General features: G+C 67.7%; 15 protein-coding genes. 10 read left to right on the forward strand and 5 right to left on the reverse strand.

From position 1 onward, the window contains the following. Nucleotides 1-76 precede the first annotated feature (76 nt). The 9 genes from BSE24067_RS03715 to BSE24067_RS03755 all read left to right on the forward strand — a co-directional run bounded on the left by BSE24067_RS03715 (nt 77) and on the right by BSE24067_RS03755 (nt 14,684). A complete protein-coding gene (locus BSE24067_RS03715) occupies nt 77-1,621 on the forward strand; it encodes a sugar ABC transporter ATP-binding protein (RefSeq protein WP_151064974.1) in 1,545 nt (514 codons plus the stop codon). Further along, a complete protein-coding gene (locus BSE24067_RS03720; RefSeq protein WP_151064975.1) occupies nt 1,614-2,645 on the forward strand; it encodes an ABC transporter permease in 1,032 nt (343 codons plus the stop codon). The genes BSE24067_RS03715 and BSE24067_RS03720 overlap by 8 nt, the downstream gene beginning before the upstream one ends. A gap of 41 nt (nt 2,646-2,686) precedes the next feature. Then, a complete protein-coding gene (locus BSE24067_RS03725; RefSeq protein WP_151064976.1) occupies nt 2,687-3,634 on the forward strand; it encodes an ABC transporter substrate-binding protein in 948 nt (315 codons plus the stop codon). 36 nt (nt 3,635-3,670) lie between these two features. After that, the gene (locus BSE24067_RS03730) at nt 3,671-4,687 is read left to right on the forward strand and encodes an aldo/keto reductase (protein WP_151064977.1); all 1,017 of its coding nucleotides are present in this window, start codon (nt 3,671-3,673) and stop codon (nt 4,685-4,687) included. Continuing rightward, a complete protein-coding gene (locus BSE24067_RS03735; RefSeq protein WP_151064978.1) occupies nt 4,684-5,559 on the forward strand; it encodes an amidohydrolase family protein in 876 nt (291 codons plus the stop codon). Before BSE24067_RS03730 ends, BSE24067_RS03735 begins: the two co-directional genes overlap by 4 nt. A gap of 22 nt (nt 5,560-5,581) precedes the next feature. Next, a complete protein-coding gene (locus BSE24067_RS03740; protein ID WP_151064979.1) occupies nt 5,582-6,592 on the forward strand; it encodes a zinc-binding alcohol dehydrogenase family protein in 1,011 nt (336 codons plus the stop codon). Nucleotides 6,593-6,623: 31 nt separating this feature from the next. Continuing rightward, nucleotides 6,624-7,787: a mannitol dehydrogenase family protein gene (locus BSE24067_RS03745; RefSeq protein WP_151064980.1), complete on the forward strand. Its 1,164-nt coding sequence runs from the start codon at nt 6,624-6,626 to the stop codon at nt 7,785-7,787. Next, on the forward strand, nt 7,784-9,307 hold the full coding sequence (locus BSE24067_RS03750; protein WP_151064981.1) for a UxaA family hydrolase: 1,524 nt from the start codon (nt 7,784-7,786) through the stop codon (nt 9,305-9,307). Before BSE24067_RS03745 ends, BSE24067_RS03750 begins: the two co-directional genes overlap by 4 nt. A 1,051-nt stretch (nt 9,308-10,358) precedes the next feature. Continuing rightward, nucleotides 10,359-14,684 (forward strand): autotransporter outer membrane beta-barrel domain-containing protein, encoded by a 4,326-nt coding sequence (locus tag BSE24067_RS03755; RefSeq protein ID WP_151064982.1) that lies wholly within the window; start codon nt 10,359-10,361, stop codon nt 14,682-14,684. Nucleotides 14,685-14,705: 21 nt separating this feature from the next. Here the strand turns inward: BSE24067_RS03755 and BSE24067_RS03760 are convergent, their stop codons facing one another. Further along, nucleotides 14,706-16,502, reverse strand: a complete 1,797-nt coding sequence (locus tag BSE24067_RS03760) for a RecQ family ATP-dependent DNA helicase (RefSeq protein WP_151064983.1) — start codon at nt 16,500-16,502, stop codon at nt 14,706-14,708. 532 nt (nt 16,503-17,034) lie between these two features. Next, the gene (locus BSE24067_RS03765; RefSeq protein ID WP_151064985.1) at nt 17,035-18,195 is read right to left on the reverse strand and encodes a DUF4382 domain-containing protein; all 1,161 of its coding nucleotides are present in this window, start codon (nt 18,193-18,195) and stop codon (nt 17,035-17,037) included. Between the two features lie 357 nt (nt 18,196-18,552). On the opposite strand from BSE24067_RS03765, the gene BSE24067_RS03770 reads away from it, so the two are divergent. Continuing rightward, a complete protein-coding gene (locus BSE24067_RS03770) occupies nt 18,553-18,765 on the forward strand; it encodes a hypothetical protein (RefSeq protein ID WP_151064986.1) in 213 nt (70 codons plus the stop codon). Between the two features lie 48 nt (nt 18,766-18,813). On the opposite strand, the gene BSE24067_RS03775 is transcribed toward BSE24067_RS03770, so the two are convergent. From BSE24067_RS03775 to BSE24067_RS03785, 3 genes are all read right to left on the reverse strand, one after another. Beyond that, nucleotides 18,814-19,116, reverse strand: coding sequence for a hydrogenase maturation factor (locus tag BSE24067_RS03775; protein ID WP_151064987.1), 303 nt, complete (start codon nt 19,114-19,116; stop codon nt 18,814-18,816). An 85-nt stretch (nt 19,117-19,201) separates the two neighbouring features. Then, nucleotides 19,202-19,621 (reverse strand): NUDIX hydrolase, encoded by a 420-nt coding sequence (locus tag BSE24067_RS03780; protein ID WP_151064988.1) that lies wholly within the window; start codon nt 19,619-19,621, stop codon nt 19,202-19,204. Nucleotides 19,622-19,730: 109 nt separating this feature from the next. Continuing rightward, complete coding sequence (locus BSE24067_RS03785) at nt 19,731-21,116, reverse strand: nucleobase:cation symporter-2 family protein (RefSeq protein ID WP_151064989.1); 1,386 nt, start codon at nt 21,114-21,116, stop codon at nt 19,731-19,733. Nucleotides 21,117-21,191: the final 75 nt, after the last annotated feature.

Below are 21,191 nucleotides of genomic sequence, written 5' to 3' on the forward strand. Positions count from 1 at the left end.
CAAAACGGGCTTGATTGATGTAATTCCTCAAAATTGGACTGACCAAGCCGCGGTCGATCCGCCCCAAGGAGACGCAATGGCAATGCCCCGCAATCTGCCGGCTCAGCGCGCACAGCACGAAGCGGACCGGGAGATCCTGCGCCTGGACGGGATCCGCAAGCGCTTCCCGGGCGTCGTGGCGCTCGACGGCATTCGCCTCGACCTGCGCCGCGGCGAGGTCCATGCGGTGTGCGGCGAAAACGGCGCGGGGAAATCCACGCTGATGAAGATCATCAGCGGACAGTACCTGCCCGACGACGGCGTCGTTCACTATCGCGGCGCGCCGGTGCGATTCAGTTCGGCATCTGAAGCGCAGGCGGCAGGCATCTCGATCATTCACCAGGAGCTCAATCTCGTTCCGCACCTGAGCGTGGCCGAAAACCTGTTCCTCGCGCGCGAGCCGCGGCGCGGGCCGTTCGTCGACACGAAACGCATGAACGCGGACGCGGCGCGCTGCATCGCGCGAATCGGCCTGAACGTTGCGCCGACCACGAAGGTCGGCGTGCTGTCCATCGCGCAGCAGCAAATGGTCGAGATCGCGAAGGCGCTGTCGCACGATGCGCGCGTGCTGATCATGGACGAGCCTACGTCGTCGCTGACGGAAGCGGAAACGGCGCAGCTCTTTCGCATCATCGAGGAGCTGCGTGCCGACGGCGTGGCGATTCTGTACATCTCGCACCGGCTCGACGAAATGGCGCAGATCGTCGATCGCGTGACGGTGCTGCGCGACGGGCGCCACATCTCGACGGACGATTTTGCCGACGTGAGCATCGACGACATCGTCGCGCGCATGGTCGGACGCACGCTCGACGACGCCTATCCGGCACGTCAATCGGTGCCGACGGACGACGTGCTGCTCGACGTGCGGGAACTGCGCCGGGACGGCGTGTTCGGGCCCGTGTCGTTCGCGCTGCGCCGCGGCGAGATCCTCGGCTTTGCGGGACTGATGGGCGCCGGGCGCACCGAGATCGCACGCGCGATCTTCGGCGCGGATCGTCCGGACGGCGGCACGATCGAGCTGCATGGCCGGCCGGTGACGATCCGCTCGCCGCGCGAGGCGATCCGGCACGGCATCGCGTATCTGTCGGAGGACCGCAAGAAGGAGGGGCTCGCGCTGCCGATGCCCGTCGCGGCGAACCTCACGCTGGCGAACGTGCGCGGCATCGCGTCGCGCTTCGGATTCCTGCGCTTCGACGACGAGCTCGATGTTGCACGCCGCTACGTGCAGGAGCTCGCGATTCGCACGCCGTCCGTGCACCAGCGTGTGCGCAATCTGTCCGGCGGCAACCAGCAGAAGGTCGTCATCGGCAAATGGCTGTACCGCGGCTCGAAGATCCTGTTCTTCGACGAACCGACGCGCGGGATCGACGTCGGCGCGAAATTCGCGATCTACGGGCTGATGGACCGGCTCGCCGCCGACGGCGTCGGCGTGGTGCTGATCAGTTCGGAATTGCCGGAGCTGCTCGGCATGACCGACAGGATCGCCGTTTTCCACGAAGGTCGAATGACCGCATTGCTCGACACGAAACACACCAGTCAGGAGGAGATCATGCACTACGCGTCGGGGCGTTCCCATGCTTGAAATGACATCCGATCGAAGCCAGGCCGACGAGCGGGCGGCGCGACAGCGGCGGCGCGATCTGATCCAGAAGTTCGCGGCGCTGGGCAGCCTGGTCGTGCTCGTGTTCGCGTTCTCGATCTCGAGCGCGGCGTTCTTCTCGGTCGACAATCTGATGACCGTCGGCCTGCAGGTGACCGCCATCGCCTATCTGGGCGTGGCCGCGACCTGCGTGATCATCACGGGCGGCATCGACCTGTCGGTCGGCTCCGTGCTCGCGCTGGCCGGCGTCTGCGCCGCGCTGCTGGTCAAGGCGGGCGTGCCGGTGCCCGCCGCGATGGCGGCCGGCATCCTGGTCGGCGCGCTGTGCGGGTTCGTCAACGGCATCTGCGTGACGCAGATGGGCCTGCCGCCGTTCATTGCGACGCTCGGCATGATGCTGGTCGCGCGCGGCGTCGCGCTTCAGATCACCGGCGCGCGGCCGGTATCGGATCTCGGCGACGCGTTCGGCGCGCTCGGCAACGGCGCGCTGCTGCGGATCTCGCACATCGGTGCGGACGGATTCCCCGACACGACGTTTCCCGGCATTCCGTATCCGGTCGTGATCATGGTCGTGCTGTTCGTCGTGGTGTCCGTGCTGCTGTCGAGAACGGCGCTCGGCCGCCATATCTACGCGGTCGGGTCGAACGCGGAAGCCGCGCGGTTGTCGGGCGTGAACGTACAGGGCGTGAAGCTGTTCACGTACGTGCTGTCCGGCGCGCTCGCGGGCGTGACCGGCTGCGTGCTGATGTCGCGGCTCGTCACCGGGCAGCCGAACGAAGGCGTGATGTACGAGCTCGACGCGATCGCCAGCTCGGTCATCGGCGGCACGTCGCTGATGGGCGGCGTCGGCACGATTTCGGGCACGGCGATCGGCGCGTTCGTGATCGGCGTGCTGCGCAACGGCCTGAACATGAACGGCGTGTCGAGCTTCATCCAGCAGATCATCATCGGCGTCGTGATCCTGGGCACGGTCTGGATCGACCAGTTGCGCAATCGCCGGCCCTGACCGGCAGCAAGCAGTCCTACCAACGAGAAGCGGAGCGAGACATGAACAAATCCATCCTGCTGGCGGCATCGGCGTGTGTGTTCGCGGTGTGCAACAGCGGTGCGTATGCCGCGGGCGGCGAGATCGCCGTGATCGTCAAGACGGTCAATTCGAACTACTGGCAGAACGTGCAGAAAGGCGCGAAGGCGGCACTCGACGGCGCCAAGGGCTACACGATGACGTTCCAGGGGCCGGCGGCCGAGTCCGACATCAGCGGGCAGGTCAACATGGTCGACAACGCGGTCACGCGTCATGTGGCGGGCATCGTGCTCGCGCCGTCCGATCCCGATGCGCTCGTCCCGGCGATCAAGAAGGCGTGGGAAGCGCACATTCCCGTCGTGTTGATCGACTCCGCCATCTCGGATGCCGGCAAGCCGTACTACCAGGCGTTTCTGTCGACCGACAACGAGAAGGCGGGCGCGTTGTGCGCGAAGGCGCTGATCGACCGCGTCGGACAGTCCGGCAAGATCGCGATCATGTCGTACGTGCCGGGCGCGGGGTCCGAGATCAGCCGCGTCGGTGGGTTCCGCAAGTACATCGAGAGCCATTCGAAGCTGCAGATCGTCGGCCCGTACTACTCGCAATCGCAAATGGCGACCGCGCTGAACCAGACGACCGACGTGCTGTCGTCCAACCCCGATCTGAAGGGCATCTTCGGTGCGAACGAGCCGACCGCGGTCGGGATGGGCCGTGCGCTGAAACAGTCGGGCAAGGCGGGCAAGGTGGTGGCGATCGGCTTCGACGGCAACGAGGACCTGCAGGGCTTCGTGCGCGACGGCACCGTGCAGGCGATCGCCGTGCAGGGCTCGTGGCAGATGGGGAACCAGGGCGTGCGCACGGCGATCGACGTCATCGAGCGCAAGCCTGCGCCGAAGCTGATCGATACCGGCGTCGTGATGGTCGACAAGCAGAACCTCGATTCGCAGGCGGCGAAGAACGTCCTGTACTGATCGCCCGTGCGTCCTTACCGCATCCAGTCACGCCTCATGAACGCAAGCGATACACGCACATTGCCGCGCGGCGGGCTGAAGGTGTCCGCGCTCGGGCTCGGCTGCTCGCAGCTCGGCGGCCTTTATCGGCCGATGTCTGCCGCCGACGCGGCCGCGCTCGTCGATGCCGCGTGGGCGGCCGGCCTGCGCTACTTCGACACCGCGCCGTATTACGGCTACACGCTGTCCGAGCGCCGCGCGGGTGCGGCGCTCGCCGCGCGCGAGCGCGGCACGTTCACGCTCAGCACGAAGGTCGGGCGGCTGATGCGCGCCGATGCGAGCGTGCGGCCGGGCGACGACGGCTGGGCCGAGCCGCTGCCGTTCAGGCCGGTCTACGACTACAGCTACGACGGCATCATGCGCTCGCACGAGGACAGCCTGCAACGGCTCGGGCTTGCGCGGGTCGACATGCTGTACGTGCACGACATCGGCGCGATGACGCACGGTGATCGTCACGCGCACTACTGGGAACAGTTGACGCGCGGCGGCGGGTTTCGCGCGCTGGACGCGCTGCGTGCGGGCGGCGAGATCGGCGCGTTCGGTCTCGGCGTGAACGAATGGGAAGTCGCCGCCGACGCGCTGAACGAAGCGGCACTCGATGCGGTGCTGCTGGCCGGCCGCTACACGCTGCTCGAACAGACGGCGCTCGAACCGCTGCTCGACGCATGTGCCCGTGTCGGGACTGCCGTCGTGATCGGCGGCGTGTTCAATTCCGGCCTGCTCGCCGGCAACGGCAAGTTCAACTATGCGGACGCGAGCGCCGACGTGCTCGACAAGGCGGCGCGCCTCGGCGCGCTGTGCAACCGCTTCGACGTGCCGCTTCCGGCTGCGGCGCTGCAGTTTCCGTTCGGGCATTCGGCCGTCGTGTCGTGCGTGATCGGCGCGCGCAGCGTGGCGCAACTGGAGCAGAACATCGAATGGTTCGAGCGCCCGTTGCCGGCCGAACTGTGGAATGCGCTGCGCGACGAAGACCTGATCGACGCGCACGCGCCGGTTCCGGGAGCGCGCGCATGACCGCGCGCATCGACGCCCATCAGCATTACTGGCGCATCGGCGCGCGGGCCGGCTGCTGGCCGCCGGCCGAGCTCGACGCGATTCACCGGGATTTCGGCCCCGCCGATCTGGCGCCGTTGCTCGACGCCGCGCGCATCGATGCCACCGTGCTCGTGCAATCGCTGCCGAGCGAAGCCGACACGCGCTTTCTGCTCGATCTCGCGGCCGCCACCGCGACAGTCGGCGCCGTGGTCGGCTGGGTCGACATGAAGGCCGACGACGCAGCGGCCCGGATCGCGGCGTTCGCGGCCGCGCCGAAGGCGCGAGGCTTGCGACCGATGCTGCAGGATCTGCCCGACGACGCGTGGATCGACGATCCACGGCTGGACCGCGCGGTCGCCGCGATGCGCGAGCATGCGCTGAGTTTCGATGCACTGGTGATGCCGCGCCATCTCGATTCGCTGGACGCGTTCGCGCGACGCCATCCGGATCTGCCGATCGTGATCGATCACGGCGCGAAGCCGTTCATCGAGCGCGGCGAACTGGAGCCGTGGCTGTCGTCGATGCGCCGGCTGGCGAGCCTGCCGAACGTTCGTTGCAAGCTGTCAGGCCTGTGGACGGAGGCCGGGCCATCGGCCGGCCCGGACGTCGTGCGAGCGCGCACGCGGCCGTACGTTCGCGCGCTTGCGGAGCTGTTCGGGCCGACGCGCTTGATGTGGGGCAGCGACTGGCCCGTGCTGCGGCTGGCGTCGGCGTGCGGCGGCTACGGCGACTGGCTGGCCGCTTGCGAACAAGAGTGCGCGCAGTGGCTCGGCGCCGCGGCGCTGGCCGGCGTCTTCGGCGGCAATGCGCGCCGCTTCTACCGGCTCGACACCGCATGCGACGACGAATGAACCAGAACGAAAGGAACCCGACATGCTCAGCGTGATTTGCGAATCCCCCGGCGTGCTGCGCGTGCAGCAGCGCGAGCTGCCCGTGCGCGGCAGCGGCGAAGTGCTGTTGCGCGTGCAGCGCGTGGGCATCTGCGGCACCGATCTGCACATCTTTACCGGTAACCAGCCGTACCTCGAATATCCGCGCGTGATGGGCCATGAGCTTTCCGCGGTCGTCGTCGACGCGGAAGCCGAATCGGGGCTCGGCGCGGGCGACGCGGTGTACGTGATGCCGTATCTGTCGTGCGGACACTGCGTCGCGTGCCGTCACGGCAACACGAACTGCTGCGTGAACATCAAGGTGCTCGGCGTGCATCGCGACGGCGCGCTCGCCGAATATCTGAGCGTGCCCGCGCAGTTCGTGCACAAGGCCGACGGCATTTCGCTCGACCAGGCGGCGATGCTGGAATTCCTCGCGATCGGCGCGCATGCGGTGCGGCGCGCGGACGTCCGCGCCGGACAGCGGGCGCTGGTCGTCGGCGCCGGGCCGATCGGCATGGCCGCGATGATCTTCGCGAAGCTGCGCGGCGCCGACGTCACGTGCCTCGACTCGCGGGCCGATCGCCTGGCGTTCTGCCGGCAGCATCTGACGGTCGATGCGACGGTGGAGGTGGGCGCGGACGACGCGGCGCGTCTCGCGGCGTTGACGAACGGCGAGTATTTCGATGCGGTGTTCGACGCGACGGGCAATCTCGATGCGATGAATCGCGGCTTCGAGTTCGTCGCGCACGGCGGCAAATACACGTTGATCTCGATCGTGCGCGGGCACGTCGCGTTCTCGGATCCGGAGTTCCACAAGCGGGAAACCACGTTGCTCGCGAGCCGGAATGCCACGGCCGAGGATTTCACGACGGTGCTCGACGCGATGCGAGCGGGCCGCATTCCGGACCGCGCGCTGAACACGCACCGGATGCGGCTCGAGGATGTGCCGGATGCGCTGCCGCGCCTGCTGGAAGCAGGGCAGACCGTCGTGAAGGCGCTCGTCGAATGCTGAGCCGTCGAATCCGGCGCGTGGAGCGCACGCGATGATGCCGCCGATCCTGCAGTTCGGCACGAGCCGCTTCCTGTTGGCACACGTCGACCTGTTCGTGTCGCAGGCACTGGACGACGGCCACGCGATCGGCGGCATCGGCATCGTGCAGACGACCGGCAATCCGGCCAGCCGCGCACGCATCGACGCGCTGCGCGCGACCGGTCGCTATCCGGTGCGGATTCGCGGGCGCGACCGCGGCGGCGTCGTCGATGAAGTCGTCGAGTGCCACGCCGTGCATCGCGCGTGGGACGCCGAGCGCGACTGGCCGGAAATTCGCCGTGCGGCGATCGAGACCGTGCGCGTGATCGTGTCGAACACCGGCGACGCAGGCTATCGTGCCGATCCGCGCGACGCAGCGGACCTGCTGGGCCAGCCGGCGCAGGCGCCGCGCAGCTTTCCGGCGAAGCTGCTCGTGCTGCTGCATGCGCGCTGGCAGGTGCGGCCCGGCGACGGTGCGTCCATCCTGCCTTGCGAACTGGTGACGAACAACGGCGACACGCTGCGCGACATCCTGCTGGATCTCGCGCGAGCGTGGCGGCTGCCGGACGCGTTCGCCGACTATCTGCGCCACCGGTGCGTGTGGGTCAACTCGCTCGTCGACCGCATCGTGTCCGAGCCGCTTCATCCGGTCGGCGCGGTCGCGGAGCCCTACGCGCTATGGGCGATCGAACGGCATGCCGGCATGACGCTGCCGTGCCGGCACGCGCAGATCGCCGTCACCGACGATCTGCGCAGCCACGAGCGCCTGAAGCTGTTCTTCCTGAATCTCGGGCACAGCTGGCTCGCGGAGCAGTGGATGGCGGCGGGGCGCGACGCATCCGAAACGGTGCTGGACGCGATGAACGATGCGCGGCTGCGCGACGGTCTCGAGGCGGTGTGGCGCGATGAAGTGGCGCCGGTATTCGTTGCGCTCGGCATGCGCGAAACGGCGGAGCGCTATGTCGACAGCGTGCGCGAGCGCTTTCTCAATCCGTTTCTCGCGCATCGCATCGCCGATATCGCGATCAACCATCGCGAGAAGGTGGCGCGGCGGATCGAGCCGTTGCTGGCGCTCGCGGATTCGCTGGGGGTGCCGGTCGAACAACCGCGGTTGCGGCAACTCGTCGCCCGCTACGAATCGGCCGGCGTCGTAACGACAGGGAGAAGTCAATCGTGAAGCAACCGGCAATCGTGATCCTTCACGGCAACGACAACGTCGCCGTCGCACTCGACGCGCTGGCGCCGGACGCGCCGATCGACGTGCACGGCGCGCCGCTGCGGCCGGCGGCCGCGATACCGGCCGGCCACAAGATCGCCACCGCGCCGATCGCGCGCGGCGACGCGATCGTCAAATGCGGGCAGCCGATCGGCATCGCGCTGCGCGACATCGCCGCGGGCGAGCACGTGCACGTGCACAACGTCGGGATGCCCGACCGGCATGCGCAACACGATGGCGCCAGCGGCGGCGCGTGCGACGTTCCGGCGGATCGCGGCGACACCTTCGACGGGTTCGTGAGGCCGGACGGCAGCGTGGGAACCCGCAACTACGTCGGTGTGATCGCGAGCGTCAACTGCTCCGCGAGCGTCTGTCATGCGATCGCCGATGCCTACCGGCACGGCGCGCTCGATGCGTTCGATCACGTCGACGGCGTCGTCGCGATCACCCATCAAAGCGGGTGCGGGATGTCGGCAACCGGGGACGGCATCGAACTGCTGCGGCGCACGCTCGTCGGCTATGCGCGCAACCCGAATTTCGCCGGCGTGCTGCTCGTCGGACTCGGGTGCGAGGTCAACCAGGTCGGCGCATTGGCGGAACGGCTCGACGCGGCGGCGCCGGGCACAGTGCGCACGCTGGTCATCCAGGACGAGGGCGGCGTGCGCGACACCGTCGCACGAGGCGTGTCGATCGTGCGCGAGTTGCTCGACGCGGCCGAACGCGCGCGCCGCAGCACGGTGCCGGCATCGCGGCTGACGGTCGGCCTGCAATGCGGCGGATCCGACGGCTACTCGGGGATCACGGCGAATCCGGCGCTTGGCGCGGCCGTCGATCTGCTGGTCCGCAACGGCGGCACGGCGATCTTGTCGGAGACGCCCGAGATCTACGGCGCCGAGCATCTGCTGATCGCGCGGGCGGCGTCGCGCGACGTGGCGGAGCGCCTGCTCGGCCGGTTGCAGTGGTGGGAGCGCTACGTCGCCGACAACGGCGGCGAAATGAACAACAACCCGTCGCCCGGCAACCTCGCCGGCGGCATCACGACGATTCTCGAGAAGTCGCTCGGCGCGGTGTCGAAGGGCGGCCGCTCGCCGCTGCGCGCCGTCTACGATTATGCGGAGCCGGTGCGGCAAGCCGGGCTCGTGTTCATGGATACGCCCGGCTACGACCCGGTGTCGGCCACCGGGCAGATCGCCGGCGGCGCGAATCTCGTGTGCTTCACGACGGGCCGCGGCTCGGTATTCGGCTCGAAGCCGGTGCCGACGATCAAGATCGCGACGACGACCGGCCTGTTCGAACGGATGCGAGCGGACATGGATTTCGACAGCGGCGCGATCGTCGCCGGTTCGCTCACGGTCGGCGAAGCCGGCGAGCGGCTGTTTCGGCTGATGCTCGATGTCGCATCCGGACGGCGGTCCCGCAGCGAGGACAACGGTATCGGCGAACGCGAATTCGTGCCGTGGCTGCGCGGCGCGGTCATGTGACGCGCGGGGCCGACTGCCCGGACGCAGGCGCCGAATGCAGCCCGTTTGCCTGGTGTGCAGGCGGTCGCGCCGCATCGAATCCCGCGTCGTGCGCGTCATCAAACAAAACGGGCGATCCATCAAACATCCATTTGATCCTCCCCCATTACAATGAGTGCCGGGTGGTCGACCGTCGGGATTGCGCGTCGAATGCCGCGACGGCTTGATTGAACGTGACCCATGCCGCCATTCCATGGCGTTTGGCGCGATGCGTTCGAGTCCGTCCGTCGAGCGTCTGTTGTGCAATTGAACACGGCGAAATTCGCAAGCAAATCGAATAGAAAATGAATTGGCGTCGATATATTGACGCCGGTAGCGTGATGAAAAACTGGCGCCGCCCACGGTGGCTCCGCATATCCACGACAAGAAATCCGTCTGGCGGGTGGGGTGTATGACGCACGGTGCGAAGACCAATACAAGACGACTGATCCCGCGGAAGCGATGGGCTTGTCCCAGGCGGGGTCATACACATTCCGCACAGACGCGTGCGCCTCTGCTTTCGTCGGCGCGCTTCGATTGGCAGAGCGGGGGCCGCCGGCCGGCTTTGAGCGAGCGGCTCGGCGGCTGTTGAGCTCGACAACCCGTGGCGAGTCCCGGTCCCCGAACAACATGCAGTTTCGCGGCGCTCGGCGAATGTCGCAGCCAGCGGTCGATCGCGTTCGAAAACATGCGATGACGCGTGCTTCTCGCTGCAGCTGACTTATCGGTAACGCAACGGGTCTTTCAGCGAAACGGCCGGTTGCGGCGCGTGCTGCCTGTTGCCGCTTGGGCGAGATCCGCAGCGCAACGACACGTCATGTGATCGTCGTTGCACGACACCACGGAATCCGAAGAGCAGCATTCCGAATCGCTTTTGAAATACCGGAAAAGCACGCGTCCGATGTGCGTCGCGTAGCCCGGAACATCGCCGCGACACGTCGACGGACGCTGTGCATGTCGGGTCTCGGCCGCGCAACGAGCCGTCACGTCCAAAGGCCCTTGAACCGATCACTTACCGACAGGAAAAACAACGATGAACCGCATGTTCCGCATTATCTGGTCCAGGGCGCTGCGCACTTGGGTGGTCGCGTCGGAATTGACCACGCGGGGCGGCAGGAGCGGCGGCGACAGCGGCCGATGTCAGGTATGGGCGGCTGGCGCGGGTGTGAGCGTGCTTGCGCTTTGCTGCTGGGCCGCGCCGGCCGGCGCCCAGGTATGGAAAGGCACCACCAGCGGCGACTGGACCGTTGGAAGCAACTGGTCCACGGGCACCGCGCCGACCGGCGCCGGGACGGTGACGATCAACACGAACTCGCCCAATCCGACGGTGCTGGGCGTCTCCGGTGCAGCGACCGCCACCATAGGCACGCTCTACATGAGCGGCGTTGCCGCCGGGACCGCGAACACGTTCACGAGCGCGCTGACGATTCAGAACGGCAGCAAGTTGACGTCGGGCGCCGCGAACATCGGCTATTGGGATGCGGGTGCGTCCGTCACCGGATCCGCCACGGCCACGGTGACGGGCCCGGGTTCGTCATGGTCGGCCACCAGCATGGCGCTCGGCACGGGCGCAACCAACGGCGTCACGGGCACGTCCGCACCGGGCACGCTGAACATTGCCGACGGTGCCGCGGTGAAGGTGACCGGGACCATGGCATTCGGGGCGAGCAGCGGCAGCGGGACGCTGAACATAACGGGAGGCGGTACGCTCACCACCGGCAATGCAACGATGTGGGACCTCGGAGCAAGCACCGTCAATACCGCGAATATTTCCGGCGCCGGATCGAAGTGGTCGGTAGGCGGAACGTTGGTGGTCGGTTTCCGGGCCAGCGGCACGGCCGGCACCAGCACGATCAACGTGGCAAACGGCGGCGCCGTGGCCGCCACCGGTGATATCAACTTCGGCGGCACGACCCTCAGCACAGGGGGAGCCGGCACCGTAACCGTGACCGGCGCGGGGTCGCAGCTGAGCGCCGGCGGGGCACTCAACATCGGCTTATGGAGCAAAGGCAGCACGTTGACGGTTTCCGACGGTGCGCTGGCAACCGCAAGCACGGTGACGATAACCAGTTCTGCGTTCTCGACGGCCACGCTGAACCTGTCGAGCGGCGGCACGCTCGCGACCCAGTCGCTGACGGCCGGAGGAGGGGCCGCACAGGCGAACTTCGATGGCGGCACGTTGCGCGCGACGGCGAACAATACCGCGTTCGTCAGCGGCTTTACCGGCACCGGACTCAACCTCGCCGCGGGCGGGCTCACCGTCGACACCGGCGGCTTCAATGTCACCGCGGCGTCGCCATTCAGCGGAACGGGCGCGCTCACCAAGGTCGGAACGGGCACTGCAACGCTGACCGGCGACAACACGTACACGGGCGGCACGACCGTTGCGGCGGGCACGCTGCAAATCGGGAATGGCGGTACGACCGGCAGCATCGTCGGCGACGTGACGAACAACGGCACGCTGGCCTTCGACCGATCGGATACCGCGACTTACGGCGGCACGATTTCCGGCAGCGGCGCGGTCAGCCAGCTCGGCACGGGCACGACGGTGCTGACGGGGAACAACGGCTACACGGGCGGCACGACGATCTCGGCGGGCACGCTGCAGCTGGGCAACGGCGGCACGTCGGGCTCGATCACGGGCAACGTGACGAACAACGGCACGCTGGCCTTCGATCGCTCCGATACCAGCACGTACGGCGGCCAGATTTCCGGCAGCGGCGCGGTCAACCAGATCGGCGCCGGCACGACGGTGCTGACCGGCAACAACACCTACACCGGCGGCACGGCCATCAACGGCGGCACGCTGCAGGTCGCCAGCGATGCCAACCTGGGCGACGCAAGCGGCGCGCTGTCGTTCAACGGCGGCACGCTTCACAACACGGCGGCCTTGACGTCCGCGCGGGCGATCACGCTCGGCGCGGCGGGCGGGACGTTCCAGACGACCGGCAATCTGACGCTGACGGGCACAATCGGCGGTGCGGGTGCGCTGACGAAGACGGATAGCGGTACGTTGGCGCTCGGCGCCGACAACACGTACACGGGCGGCACGACGATCTCGGCGGGCACGCTGCAGCTGGGCAATGGCGGCACGTCGGGCAGTATCGTCGGCGACGTGACGAACAACGGCACGCTGGCCTTCGATCGTTCCGATACGAGCGCGTACGGCGGCACGATTTCCGGCAGCGGCGCGGTCGCGCAGATCGGTGCCGGCACGACCGTGCTGACCGGCAACAACGGCTACACGGGCGGCACGACGATTTCCGCGGGCACGCTGCAATTGGGCAACGGCGGCACGTCGGGCAGTATCGTGGGCGACGTGACGAACAACGGCACGCTGGCCTTCGACCGTTCCGATACCGCGATCTACGGCGGGCGGATTTCCGGAAACGGTTCGCTCAGCCAGATCGGCGCCGGCACGACCGTGCTGACCGGCAACAACAGCTATGCAGGCGGTACGACGATTGCGGCCGGCACGCTGCAACTGGGCAACGGCGGAACCTCGGGCGGCATCGTCGGCAACGTGGTGAACAACGGCACACTGGCGTTCAACCGTTCCGATACGGTCACTTATGGCGGCACGATTTCGGGCAGCGGCGCGGTGAGTCAAAGCGGCACCGGCACGACGATTCTCGCTGGCAACAACAGCTACACCGGCGGCACGACGATCGCCGCCGGCGCGCTGGCGGTCGGCGACGCGTCGCATCCGCTGGCGACGACCGGCTCGGGAGACGTCTCCGTCGCGTCGGGCGCCGCGCTGGGCGGGTACGGGCAGATCGCAGGCTCCGTGCAGAACGGCGGCACGCTGGCGCCTGCCAATGCGTTGCCGGTCTTCGCCGCAGGCCCGGCCGGCACGTTGCGGATCGGTGGCTCGCTGGCCAACACCGGCACGCTGCAACTCGCCGCGGCGAGCGGCCGCGCGGGCAACGTGCTGGAAGTCGGCGGCAATTACGCCGGTGGCGGCCGGCTGATCGTGAACACGTTGCTCAACGAGGGCGGGGCGGCATCCCAAACCGACCGCCTCGTCGTGCACGGCCAGACGAGCGGTCAAACCGCGATCGCGGTGCGCGGGAGCGGGGCCGGGGCGAAAACGGTGGGAGACGGGATCCTCGTCGTCGAGGTCGGCCCGCAGTCGGGCGCGAGCAGCGTTCAGCAGGCGACCGCCGCGGCAGGCCCAGGGCTTCAGCGCGAGATCCATCAAGGCGTGCAGTCCGCGCCAGGCAGCTTCCAGCTCGCGGGCCCGGTCCAGGCCGGCGCATACCAATACCTGCTTTATCAAGGCGGGGCCCAGTCGGCGCAAGACTGGTATCTGCGCTCGGCGATCGTCGACGCCGGTGCCCCCGCGTCGGGTACGCCGGGTTCAGGCGCACCCGTTCAGGGTGCGCAGCAGGCGCCGCTTTATCGACCGGCTGTCGCGGGCTACGCGCTGATGCCGGCGCTGAACGTCGACTACGGCTTCTCGGTGCTCGGACGTCTGCACGAGCGTGTCGGCGACGTCGCGGCGCTGGAAGCGGCGCAAGGTACGCATGGCGATGCCGTATGGGCACGCGTGGGCGGCAACGGGCTCGACGCGAGTGCCGGCCGCTTCTCCGCGGATTCGCGAACGTACCTGGCGCAGTTCGGCAAGGACTGGACGCTGCGTTCGAACCCGGCGAGCGGCAGCACGCACGCGGGCGTGACGGCCACGATCGGCTCGATGTCGGCCAGCTTCGACGATCGTCTTCGCCCGATCGCCGGATTGGCGACGCAGACGGGTACCGCCGAAATGCAGGCGCAATCGCTGGGCGCGTACCTGACGCATTATTTTGCCGGCAGCGGCTACGTCGACGCGGTCGCGCAGATCACGCACTACCGGAACAAGTATGGCGACGTGTATCGCGGGCAGGGCGTGCAGAACGGATATGGCGCCGGCATGTCGCTCGAGGCGGGCCAACCGTTCGCCGTTGCGGGTCTGTTCGCTGTCGAGCCGCAGATGCAACTGATGTACCAGTACACGCACCTCAATCACTTCGACGATGCCGTTTCGTCGATATCGGGCAATACGACCCACGCGCTGCGCGGCCGGGCCGGTATCCGCCTGTTCAAGGCCAACATGGCCGATGCATCGGGATCGACCGCGGCGACGCCGTATCTGACGGCCGACGTACTGCATGACTTCACGCCGATGGGGACGACCGTCATCGCCGGGAATGCCGTGCCCGCCGAATTCGGGCGGACCTGGTACGAACTGGGAGCCGGTATTTCGGCGCAATTGGGCAGGGCGATGCAGCTCACCGCGCAGGTGAAATACGCGAGCCGCATCGGCGGCGACGAGCGGCGCAACCTGGCGGTTCAGGGGGGGCTGCGCTATGGCTGGTAGCACGCGGCCCGCGGTCGTGTGCTACGCATCGCGGTGTCGCGCGCCGGCGTCCCGCACGTGCCGCACGCGATCCGCGACGAACGTGCGCACGTTTCCATCGGGAAACAGGATCGCGACCTGTTCGTCGGTCGACATGACCACTTCTCCGACACCGAAACGCGCGACACGCGCCTTTTCGCCGCGCGCCCATCCGCGCTTTCGCTCGGCAAGCTGCCCGGTACGGCGACGCGCGATCGCCGCGGGCGAATGCACGTCGGGCAGCGGCTCGACGTGCGGCGGATGGATGCAGTTGTCGCAAGTGCCGCAGCGCTCCATCGCCGTGTCTTCGTCGTAATACTCGAGCATCAGCCGCCAGCGGCAGCGCGCGCTTTGCGCGTAATCGATCATCTGTTGCAATGCGTTGCGATCGCGCTCGCGCATCTGCACGAACTGTTGCGCGGCAGGCGCAACCGCTTCGCGCAGTCGCGCCGGCTCGGCGCCGGTGCGCAGCCGGTAGCGATGCCGGCGATCGCGCTGCACGATGCGGGCGTCGATCAGCATCGCGAGCGCCACGTCGAGCTTGCCGGATGGAACGTCCGTCAGCCTCTCAGCCAGCGCCTTCCCGGACACGCCGGTGCCGCCGGATGCGGCGGGCGGCTGCGCGGCTTCGCGCTGCCCGTCGCCCGCCGCCCCCGCGATGGCGTCGAACACGTGCGACACCAGCTCGGCGTCGGGGTATTTTCCCGCGAGGAAGAACTGCTGAATGCGGCGATCGTTGAGATCGAACAGCAGCACGCAATCGGCTGGTTCGCCGTCGCGCCCGGCGCGCCCCGTTTCCTGGTAATACGCGTCCAGATTCCCCGGGATCTGGTAGTGAATGACGAAGCGCACGTCCGGCTTGTCGATGCCCATGCCGAACGCGTTCGTGGCGACGATGACGCGCGCGTCTCCGTTCATGAAGCGGTCCTGCTCGTCGCGGCGCGCTCTGGCCGGAAGTCGCCCGTGATAGCGCGCCACGCGTTCTCCGCTCGCCGCCAGCCACGCCCACACGCGTTGAACGTCGCGCACGGTGGCGACATAGACGATGCCCGCGCCTTGCAGTTCGCCGGTCAGGTCGAGCAAGCGCCGTTGCTTCAGTTCGAGCGCGCGCGCGGCTTCGCGGCGTCCGTGCCCGGCGCCCGTATGAATCACGCGGTAGCGCAGGTTGGGCCGGTAGGTGCCTGTGCGCACGATGGCCGGATCGCGCAGCCGCAATGCGTGCACGATGTCCTCGACGACGTCCGGCGTCGCGGTGGCGGTGAGCGCGAGGACCGGCGGGCCGCCGAGCGTCCGAACCGCGTGCGCGATGTCGAGGAACGCCGGCCTGAAATCATGTCCCCACTTGGACACGCAGTGCGCTTCGTCCACGACGACGAGTTCCACCGGCACCTGCGTGCCCCCGGCGAGCACATCGACGAACGCGGGCTGCGCGAGGCGCTCCGGCGTCACGAACACGATGCGCGGCCGTCCGTCGCGCAATGCCTGCAATGCCGATCGCTCGTCGTCGCGCCCGAGCGTGCTGTTCAGGAGCACGCAATCGATGCCGAGTGCGTGCAGCTTGTCCGCTTGATCCTTCATCAGCGAGATCAGCGGCGACACGACGAGCGTCATGCCGTCCAGATGCAATGCCGGCAACTGGTAGCACAACGACTTGCCCGCGCCGGACGGCATCGTGGCCAGCGTGTCGCGGCGTGCCAGCACGCTGCGGATGATGGCCTCTTGTCCGCCGCGCAGGCGCGCGATGCCGAAGCGCTCGCGCATCGTCCTGCGCAGTTCGCGCAGCCGCGTGTTTACCGTCATCTGCGTCCCTCGGTCGTGATCGCGGGGATGTTCGAGCAAGGCGTGTGCCGGACGATGCCGCGCCGGGGGCAACCATCGGCGCACCTGCGGATCGACGCGTTGGCAGGGGGAGCCGGGCCGCGCGGCGTGTGTGTGCGGCGCCGTCGGCCGTGTGCTGCGCGGACCATTTAACGAAAAGGGTGTCGTTGCGATATTTTGGCCACACCGGGACGGTATATGACGGTTTGTCCGGTCGCGAAACGGCTTCTTGCACCGAGCGTCATGTCGCGACTGAAAACGTAAGGCCCGCTTCACGCGGGCCTTCGTTCGGTCAGCAATTGCCTTTCTTCGCCTGTCCGGGCGGACAGAATCCGTTCCCCGGCCCGCCTTGCGGCGCGACGACGACCGGCGGGCCCGGAACGTACGCGACGCACCCGCTGAGCGCGCCGACCACGCTCGCCGCGGCGAGCAATGCGACAACCCCTTTCTTCACTTCGTTCTCCCGTTATGGAGGAAAGGGCCGGCGGCCCTTTCCGGTGATGCTGCCGACGCGTCAGAAGCTGAAATTGACGTTCGACTGGCTGGTCGTTGCGTTGACGTTCGTCGATTGCGTTGCGCCCGACGCGGCGTCCGCCTCGATCGTGTATTGCGCGGCGGCGGCCGGCGATGCGGCGAGCGCGACCGGCAGCGAACCCGAGTACGTGCCGACGATCGGCGCGGCGGTGGGCACGTTGAGCGCATAGGCGCCGGTGTCCATGTTCGCGTTGATCGACGTGATCTCGTACGCTTTCGCATCGATGGTCTGCAGCGCACGCACGAACGCGTTGGCGTTTGCCGTGACGGTGCCGCTGACCGTGCTCATCGTCGACGCCGGCAGCGCGATCGGCGCGCTCGACGCCGAAACCGCGGTGGTCGCGTTCACGACGACCGGAACCGAGCGCACGATGCCCGACGCGAAGTTGTTCTGCACGATCACGACGTCGTAGTTGCCTTGCGTCGAGCTCTGGATCAGCGGCGACAGCACGAACTTGCCGGTGCCGTCGGCCACCGTGCCGCGTACGACCTTGCCGCCTTGTTCGGCATACACGGTCGCGCCGGCTTCGGCAGGTGCGACATAGCCGGAGATCGCGCCGCTCACGACGGTCGGGATCGCGGTGACGACCGGCTTCAGCGCATACGTGCCGTTGCCGCGCTGGACGATCGACTTGCACGCGTTGAAGTCGAGCACGAGATCGACGAGCGTGTTCGGTTGCACCGTGAACGGCTGGATGATCTTGTAGCCGCTTTGCGTCGCGCTCGGCGTCGCCAGCGCCTGCTCGGTGCCGCCCGTCGGGACGACCGAGTTCGCGAGATTGTTGCCCTGGTTCTGCGCGAGAACGAGACGGACCTGCTGATACTGGCCGGCCGGCAGCGCGGTCTGGCCGATATCGGCGAGCACGCCGTTGGTGAGCGACAGCAGGTCGATCTTCTGCGGCGTCGTCAGCGTGATCGTCGACCAGCCGGCATCGTTATCGGAAGCATTCGCATTCGCATTGACGCGGACCTGCGACACGGTCACGTACACGTGATCGAAGCCGCAGGACGGCGCATCGGTCATCGCGACGTGCAGCGTGCCGGTTTGCCCGGCGCCGCCGTCGTCGCCGCCGCCGCAGCCCGCGAGCGCGAACGGCACCGCTGCCGCACACAGCGCGGCCTTCCAGAACGTATTGTTCATTTTTTTATCCCCCTCCGACATGATTGCGGGTGCAACGAAGGATAGCTTCGTCCGGTGTCCGCGGTGTGGTCAGGTTTGAAACGAACGGTAAGTTCTGCGTCGTCGCGTAAGCGGGCGGTCGGTTGCGCGGCATTCGCGTTGCCACGGCGGCAATTGCCGCGCATGGCGAGCGAATGCGCATGTCGGCGGAGCAGCCGACGAAGCGCCACGGCCGGATCCGGCCGGTACTTCCCAAAACTTGATCGGTAAAAGCACCGAATTCGCGGCGATTGTTTCCCGGCTATAGTCGATGCGTGAACGATAGCGACGGTGAAATGCGCCGCCGCCGTTCAGGCAATGACTGCAGACGGGTGCTGTATGAAAAACACAATCGAAAAGACCACCGGACCGGTATGGGGCGTGGCGGCAGGCGTACTGCTGGCTGCCGCGGGGCTGAGTCTGGGCATGTTCCCGAAGGCGCTGCACAGCGCGGGAACCGCCAACGAGTTCATGGCATCCGGCATCGCGATGCTCGGCATCTTCGTCGTCGTTTATTCCATGCACGAGCTGCGACGAAAGCGCGTGCACTGAGCGCGCGCATACCGCCGATCCGCAACGCGTCTTCGTCCGCCGGACAGCTCATGAATGCGCGCGTCCGTCGGGCGGCCCCGCATCGATCAACAGATCGTCGACGATGAATTCGCCGGCCGCCCGGCCGGCGCGCAACGCATGGAGCGTGTCGTCGAACAGCCGGCCGCCGTCGTCGGCGAGGCGGACCGGCGCGAGCACGCGCGGCATGCTGCCGGCCCTGCGTACGTGCACGACCGCGACGAATCCGAAGCGCAGCGCGTCGGGCGGCGGTGCGGGCTCGCGCGGCGGGTCGAGCCGGAATTCGCAGCGGACGTCGATGGTGTATCCGCGGTAGGTGTACGCACTGTTCATCTGCAGCTCGCTCGAAAGGGAACGCGACGACGGACCGTGGGCGCATGATATCGCTCATGCGGGCCGGCGGGGGTGGGGCGTCTACCTACTTGAGGATTTCATGCTCGTACACGAGCTCGACGATGCGCTTCGTCGGGATGCTCGCGCGCAGCTTGTCCACGCCGTCGATGCGAAACCACCTGCATTTCTCGATCTCGTTGCTTGCCTGCGGCGTCTGGTCGGGGCCGACTTCGGCGAAGAACACGTGATGAACCTTCGCGAGCCCCGTGAATTGCATCGAGTAGACGAGTGTCTGGCCGGTGATGCCTGTTTCTTCCCGCAGTTCCCGATGCGCAGCGTCGAGCGGCGTTTCGGCGCGCTTGATCGTGCCGCCGGGCAGCGCCCAGCGCGACGATGCGCGCGCGACGAGCAACACCTGTTCGTCGCGATAGCAGACGATGGTCGCCCGTTCCTTGATCGGAACGGCGCCGGTTTCCGGCGTCTTGGGGGAGAGGGCTTGAGGCATGAGCCGATACTAGCGAGTTTCGGCCGCCCGGCCAAGCCGATCGCTCGACGCATCGGCCGGGCATCGCGCGGCCCGCCGATCGGGCCGCATCGGCGTGGAGTGCGTGCGGTTACTTCTGTTCCGGCAGGAACCAGTTCATCACGAGCGCGCAGATGCCGCCCGTCGCGACACCCGATTCCAGCACGTTCTTCAGCGCATGCGGCAGGCTGTTCAGGATGTCCGGCACCTGCGACACGCCGAGGCCGAGCGCGAGCGACACCGCGATGATCAGCAGCGCGCGGCGGTCGAGGCGGATGCCGGACAGGATGTTGATGCCCGACGCCGCCAGCGCGCCGAACATCACCATCGCCGCGCCGCCGAGCACGGGCTCGGGCACGGCCTGCAACGCACCCGCGACGACCGGGAACAGGCCCAGTACGACCAGCATGCCGGCGATCCAGATGCCGACGTGGCGGCTCGCGACGCCGGTGATCTGGATCACGCCGTTGTTCTGCGCGAACACGGAGCTCGGGAACGTGTTGAACACGCCGGCCAGCAGCGAATTCGCACCGTTGACGAGCACGCCGCCCTTGATCCGCCGCATCCACACCGGCCCTTCGACAGGCTCCTTCGAGATCTTGCTGGTGGCGGTGACGTCGCCGATCGCCTCGAGCGACGTGACGAGGTAGATGATCAGCATCGGCACGAACAGCGGCCACGAGAAGCCGATGCCGAAGTGCAGCGGCGTCGGAATCTGGAACAGCGCGGCCTGGTGCATGCCGGTGAAGTCGAGGCGGCCGAGCATCGCGGCCGCCGCATAGCCGATGGCCAGCGCGATCACGAGCGCGGTGCTGCGCACCCACACGATCGGCACGCGGTTCAGCAGGATGATGATGCCCAGCACGACGCACGACAGCGTCAGGTTCTGCGCGCTCGCGAACGTGCCGTTCGCCATCGCGCCGAAGCCGCCGCCCATGCTGATGAGGCCGACCTTGATCAGCGTGAGGCCGATCAGCAGCACGACGATGCCGGTGACGAGCGGCGTGATCAGGCGTTTCACGAACGGCAGGATGCGCGACACGCCCATCTCGACGAACGAGCCGGCGATCACGACGCCGAAGATCGCGGCCATCACGGTTTCGACCGGCGTGCCTTGCTTGACCATCACGCTGCCGCCGGCGATCAGCGGGCCGACGAAGTTGAAGCTGGTGCCCTGCACGATCAACAGGCCGGCGCCGAGCGGGCCGAAGCGCTTGCATTGCACGAAGGTCGCGATGCCGGAAATCACCAGCGACATCGACACGATCAGGGTCGTATCGCGGCTCGACACGCCGAGTGCCTGGCAGATCAGCAGGCCGGGCGTGACGATCGGCACGATGATCGCCAGCAGGTGCTGAAGCGCGGCGACGAACGCGACCATCGGCGCGGGCCGGTCGTTCGGGCCGTAGACGAGGTCGTGCGACGGATCGGTATCGGCGCCGTGGGACACGGATCGGGCAGGGGAAGCGGGTTGCATGGCGAGCGGGCCGGACGAGGTGGAAAGTGCGGCATTTTAGCCGAAGGACCCGCCGGCGCCCGCGCCCGATGCAAT

Origin of the sequence: Burkholderia latens, assembly GCF_902499045.1 — a bacterium.
In the GTDB taxonomy this organism is placed as follows: domain Bacteria; phylum Pseudomonadota; class Gammaproteobacteria; order Burkholderiales; family Burkholderiaceae; genus Burkholderia; species Burkholderia latens.

Excerpts from the sequence above, each read along its gene's own strand:
- BSE24067_RS03765 (WP_151064985.1), bottom strand. The coding sequence starts at position 18,195 with ATGAACAATACGTTCTGGAAGGCCGCGCTGTGTGCGGCAGCGGTGCCG.
- BSE24067_RS03720 (WP_151064975.1), top strand. The coding sequence starts at position 1,614 with ATGCTTGAAATGACATCCGATCGAAGCCAGGCCGACGAGCGGGCGGCG.
- BSE24067_RS03715 (WP_151064974.1), top strand. The coding sequence starts at position 77 with ATGGCAATGCCCCGCAATCTGCCGGCTCAGCGCGCACAGCACGAAGCG.
- BSE24067_RS03775 (WP_151064987.1), bottom strand. The coding sequence starts at position 19,116 with ATGAACAGTGCGTACACCTACCGCGGATACACCATCGACGTCCGCTGC.
- BSE24067_RS03755 (WP_151064982.1), top strand. The coding sequence starts at position 10,359 with ATGAACCGCATGTTCCGCATTATCTGGTCCAGGGCGCTGCGCACTTGG.
- BSE24067_RS03770 (WP_151064986.1), top strand. The coding sequence starts at position 18,553 with ATGAAAAACACAATCGAAAAGACCACCGGACCGGTATGGGGCGTGGCG.
- BSE24067_RS03780 (WP_151064988.1), bottom strand. The coding sequence starts at position 19,621 with ATGCCTCAAGCCCTCTCCCCCAAGACGCCGGAAACCGGCGCCGTTCCG.
- BSE24067_RS03760 (WP_151064983.1), bottom strand. The coding sequence starts at position 16,502 with ATGACGGTAAACACGCGGCTGCGCGAACTGCGCAGGACGATGCGCGAG.
- BSE24067_RS03740 (WP_151064979.1), top strand. The coding sequence starts at position 5,582 with ATGCTCAGCGTGATTTGCGAATCCCCCGGCGTGCTGCGCGTGCAGCAG.
- BSE24067_RS03735 (WP_151064978.1), top strand. The coding sequence starts at position 4,684 with ATGACCGCGCGCATCGACGCCCATCAGCATTACTGGCGCATCGGCGCG.
- BSE24067_RS03785 (WP_151064989.1), bottom strand. The coding sequence starts at position 21,116 with ATGCAACCCGCTTCCCCTGCCCGATCCGTGTCCCACGGCGCCGATACC.
- BSE24067_RS03730 (WP_151064977.1), top strand. The coding sequence starts at position 3,671 with ATGAACGCAAGCGATACACGCACATTGCCGCGCGGCGGGCTGAAGGTG.
- BSE24067_RS03725 (WP_151064976.1), top strand. The coding sequence starts at position 2,687 with ATGAACAAATCCATCCTGCTGGCGGCATCGGCGTGTGTGTTCGCGGTG.
- BSE24067_RS03745 (WP_151064980.1), top strand. The coding sequence starts at position 6,624 with ATGATGCCGCCGATCCTGCAGTTCGGCACGAGCCGCTTCCTGTTGGCA.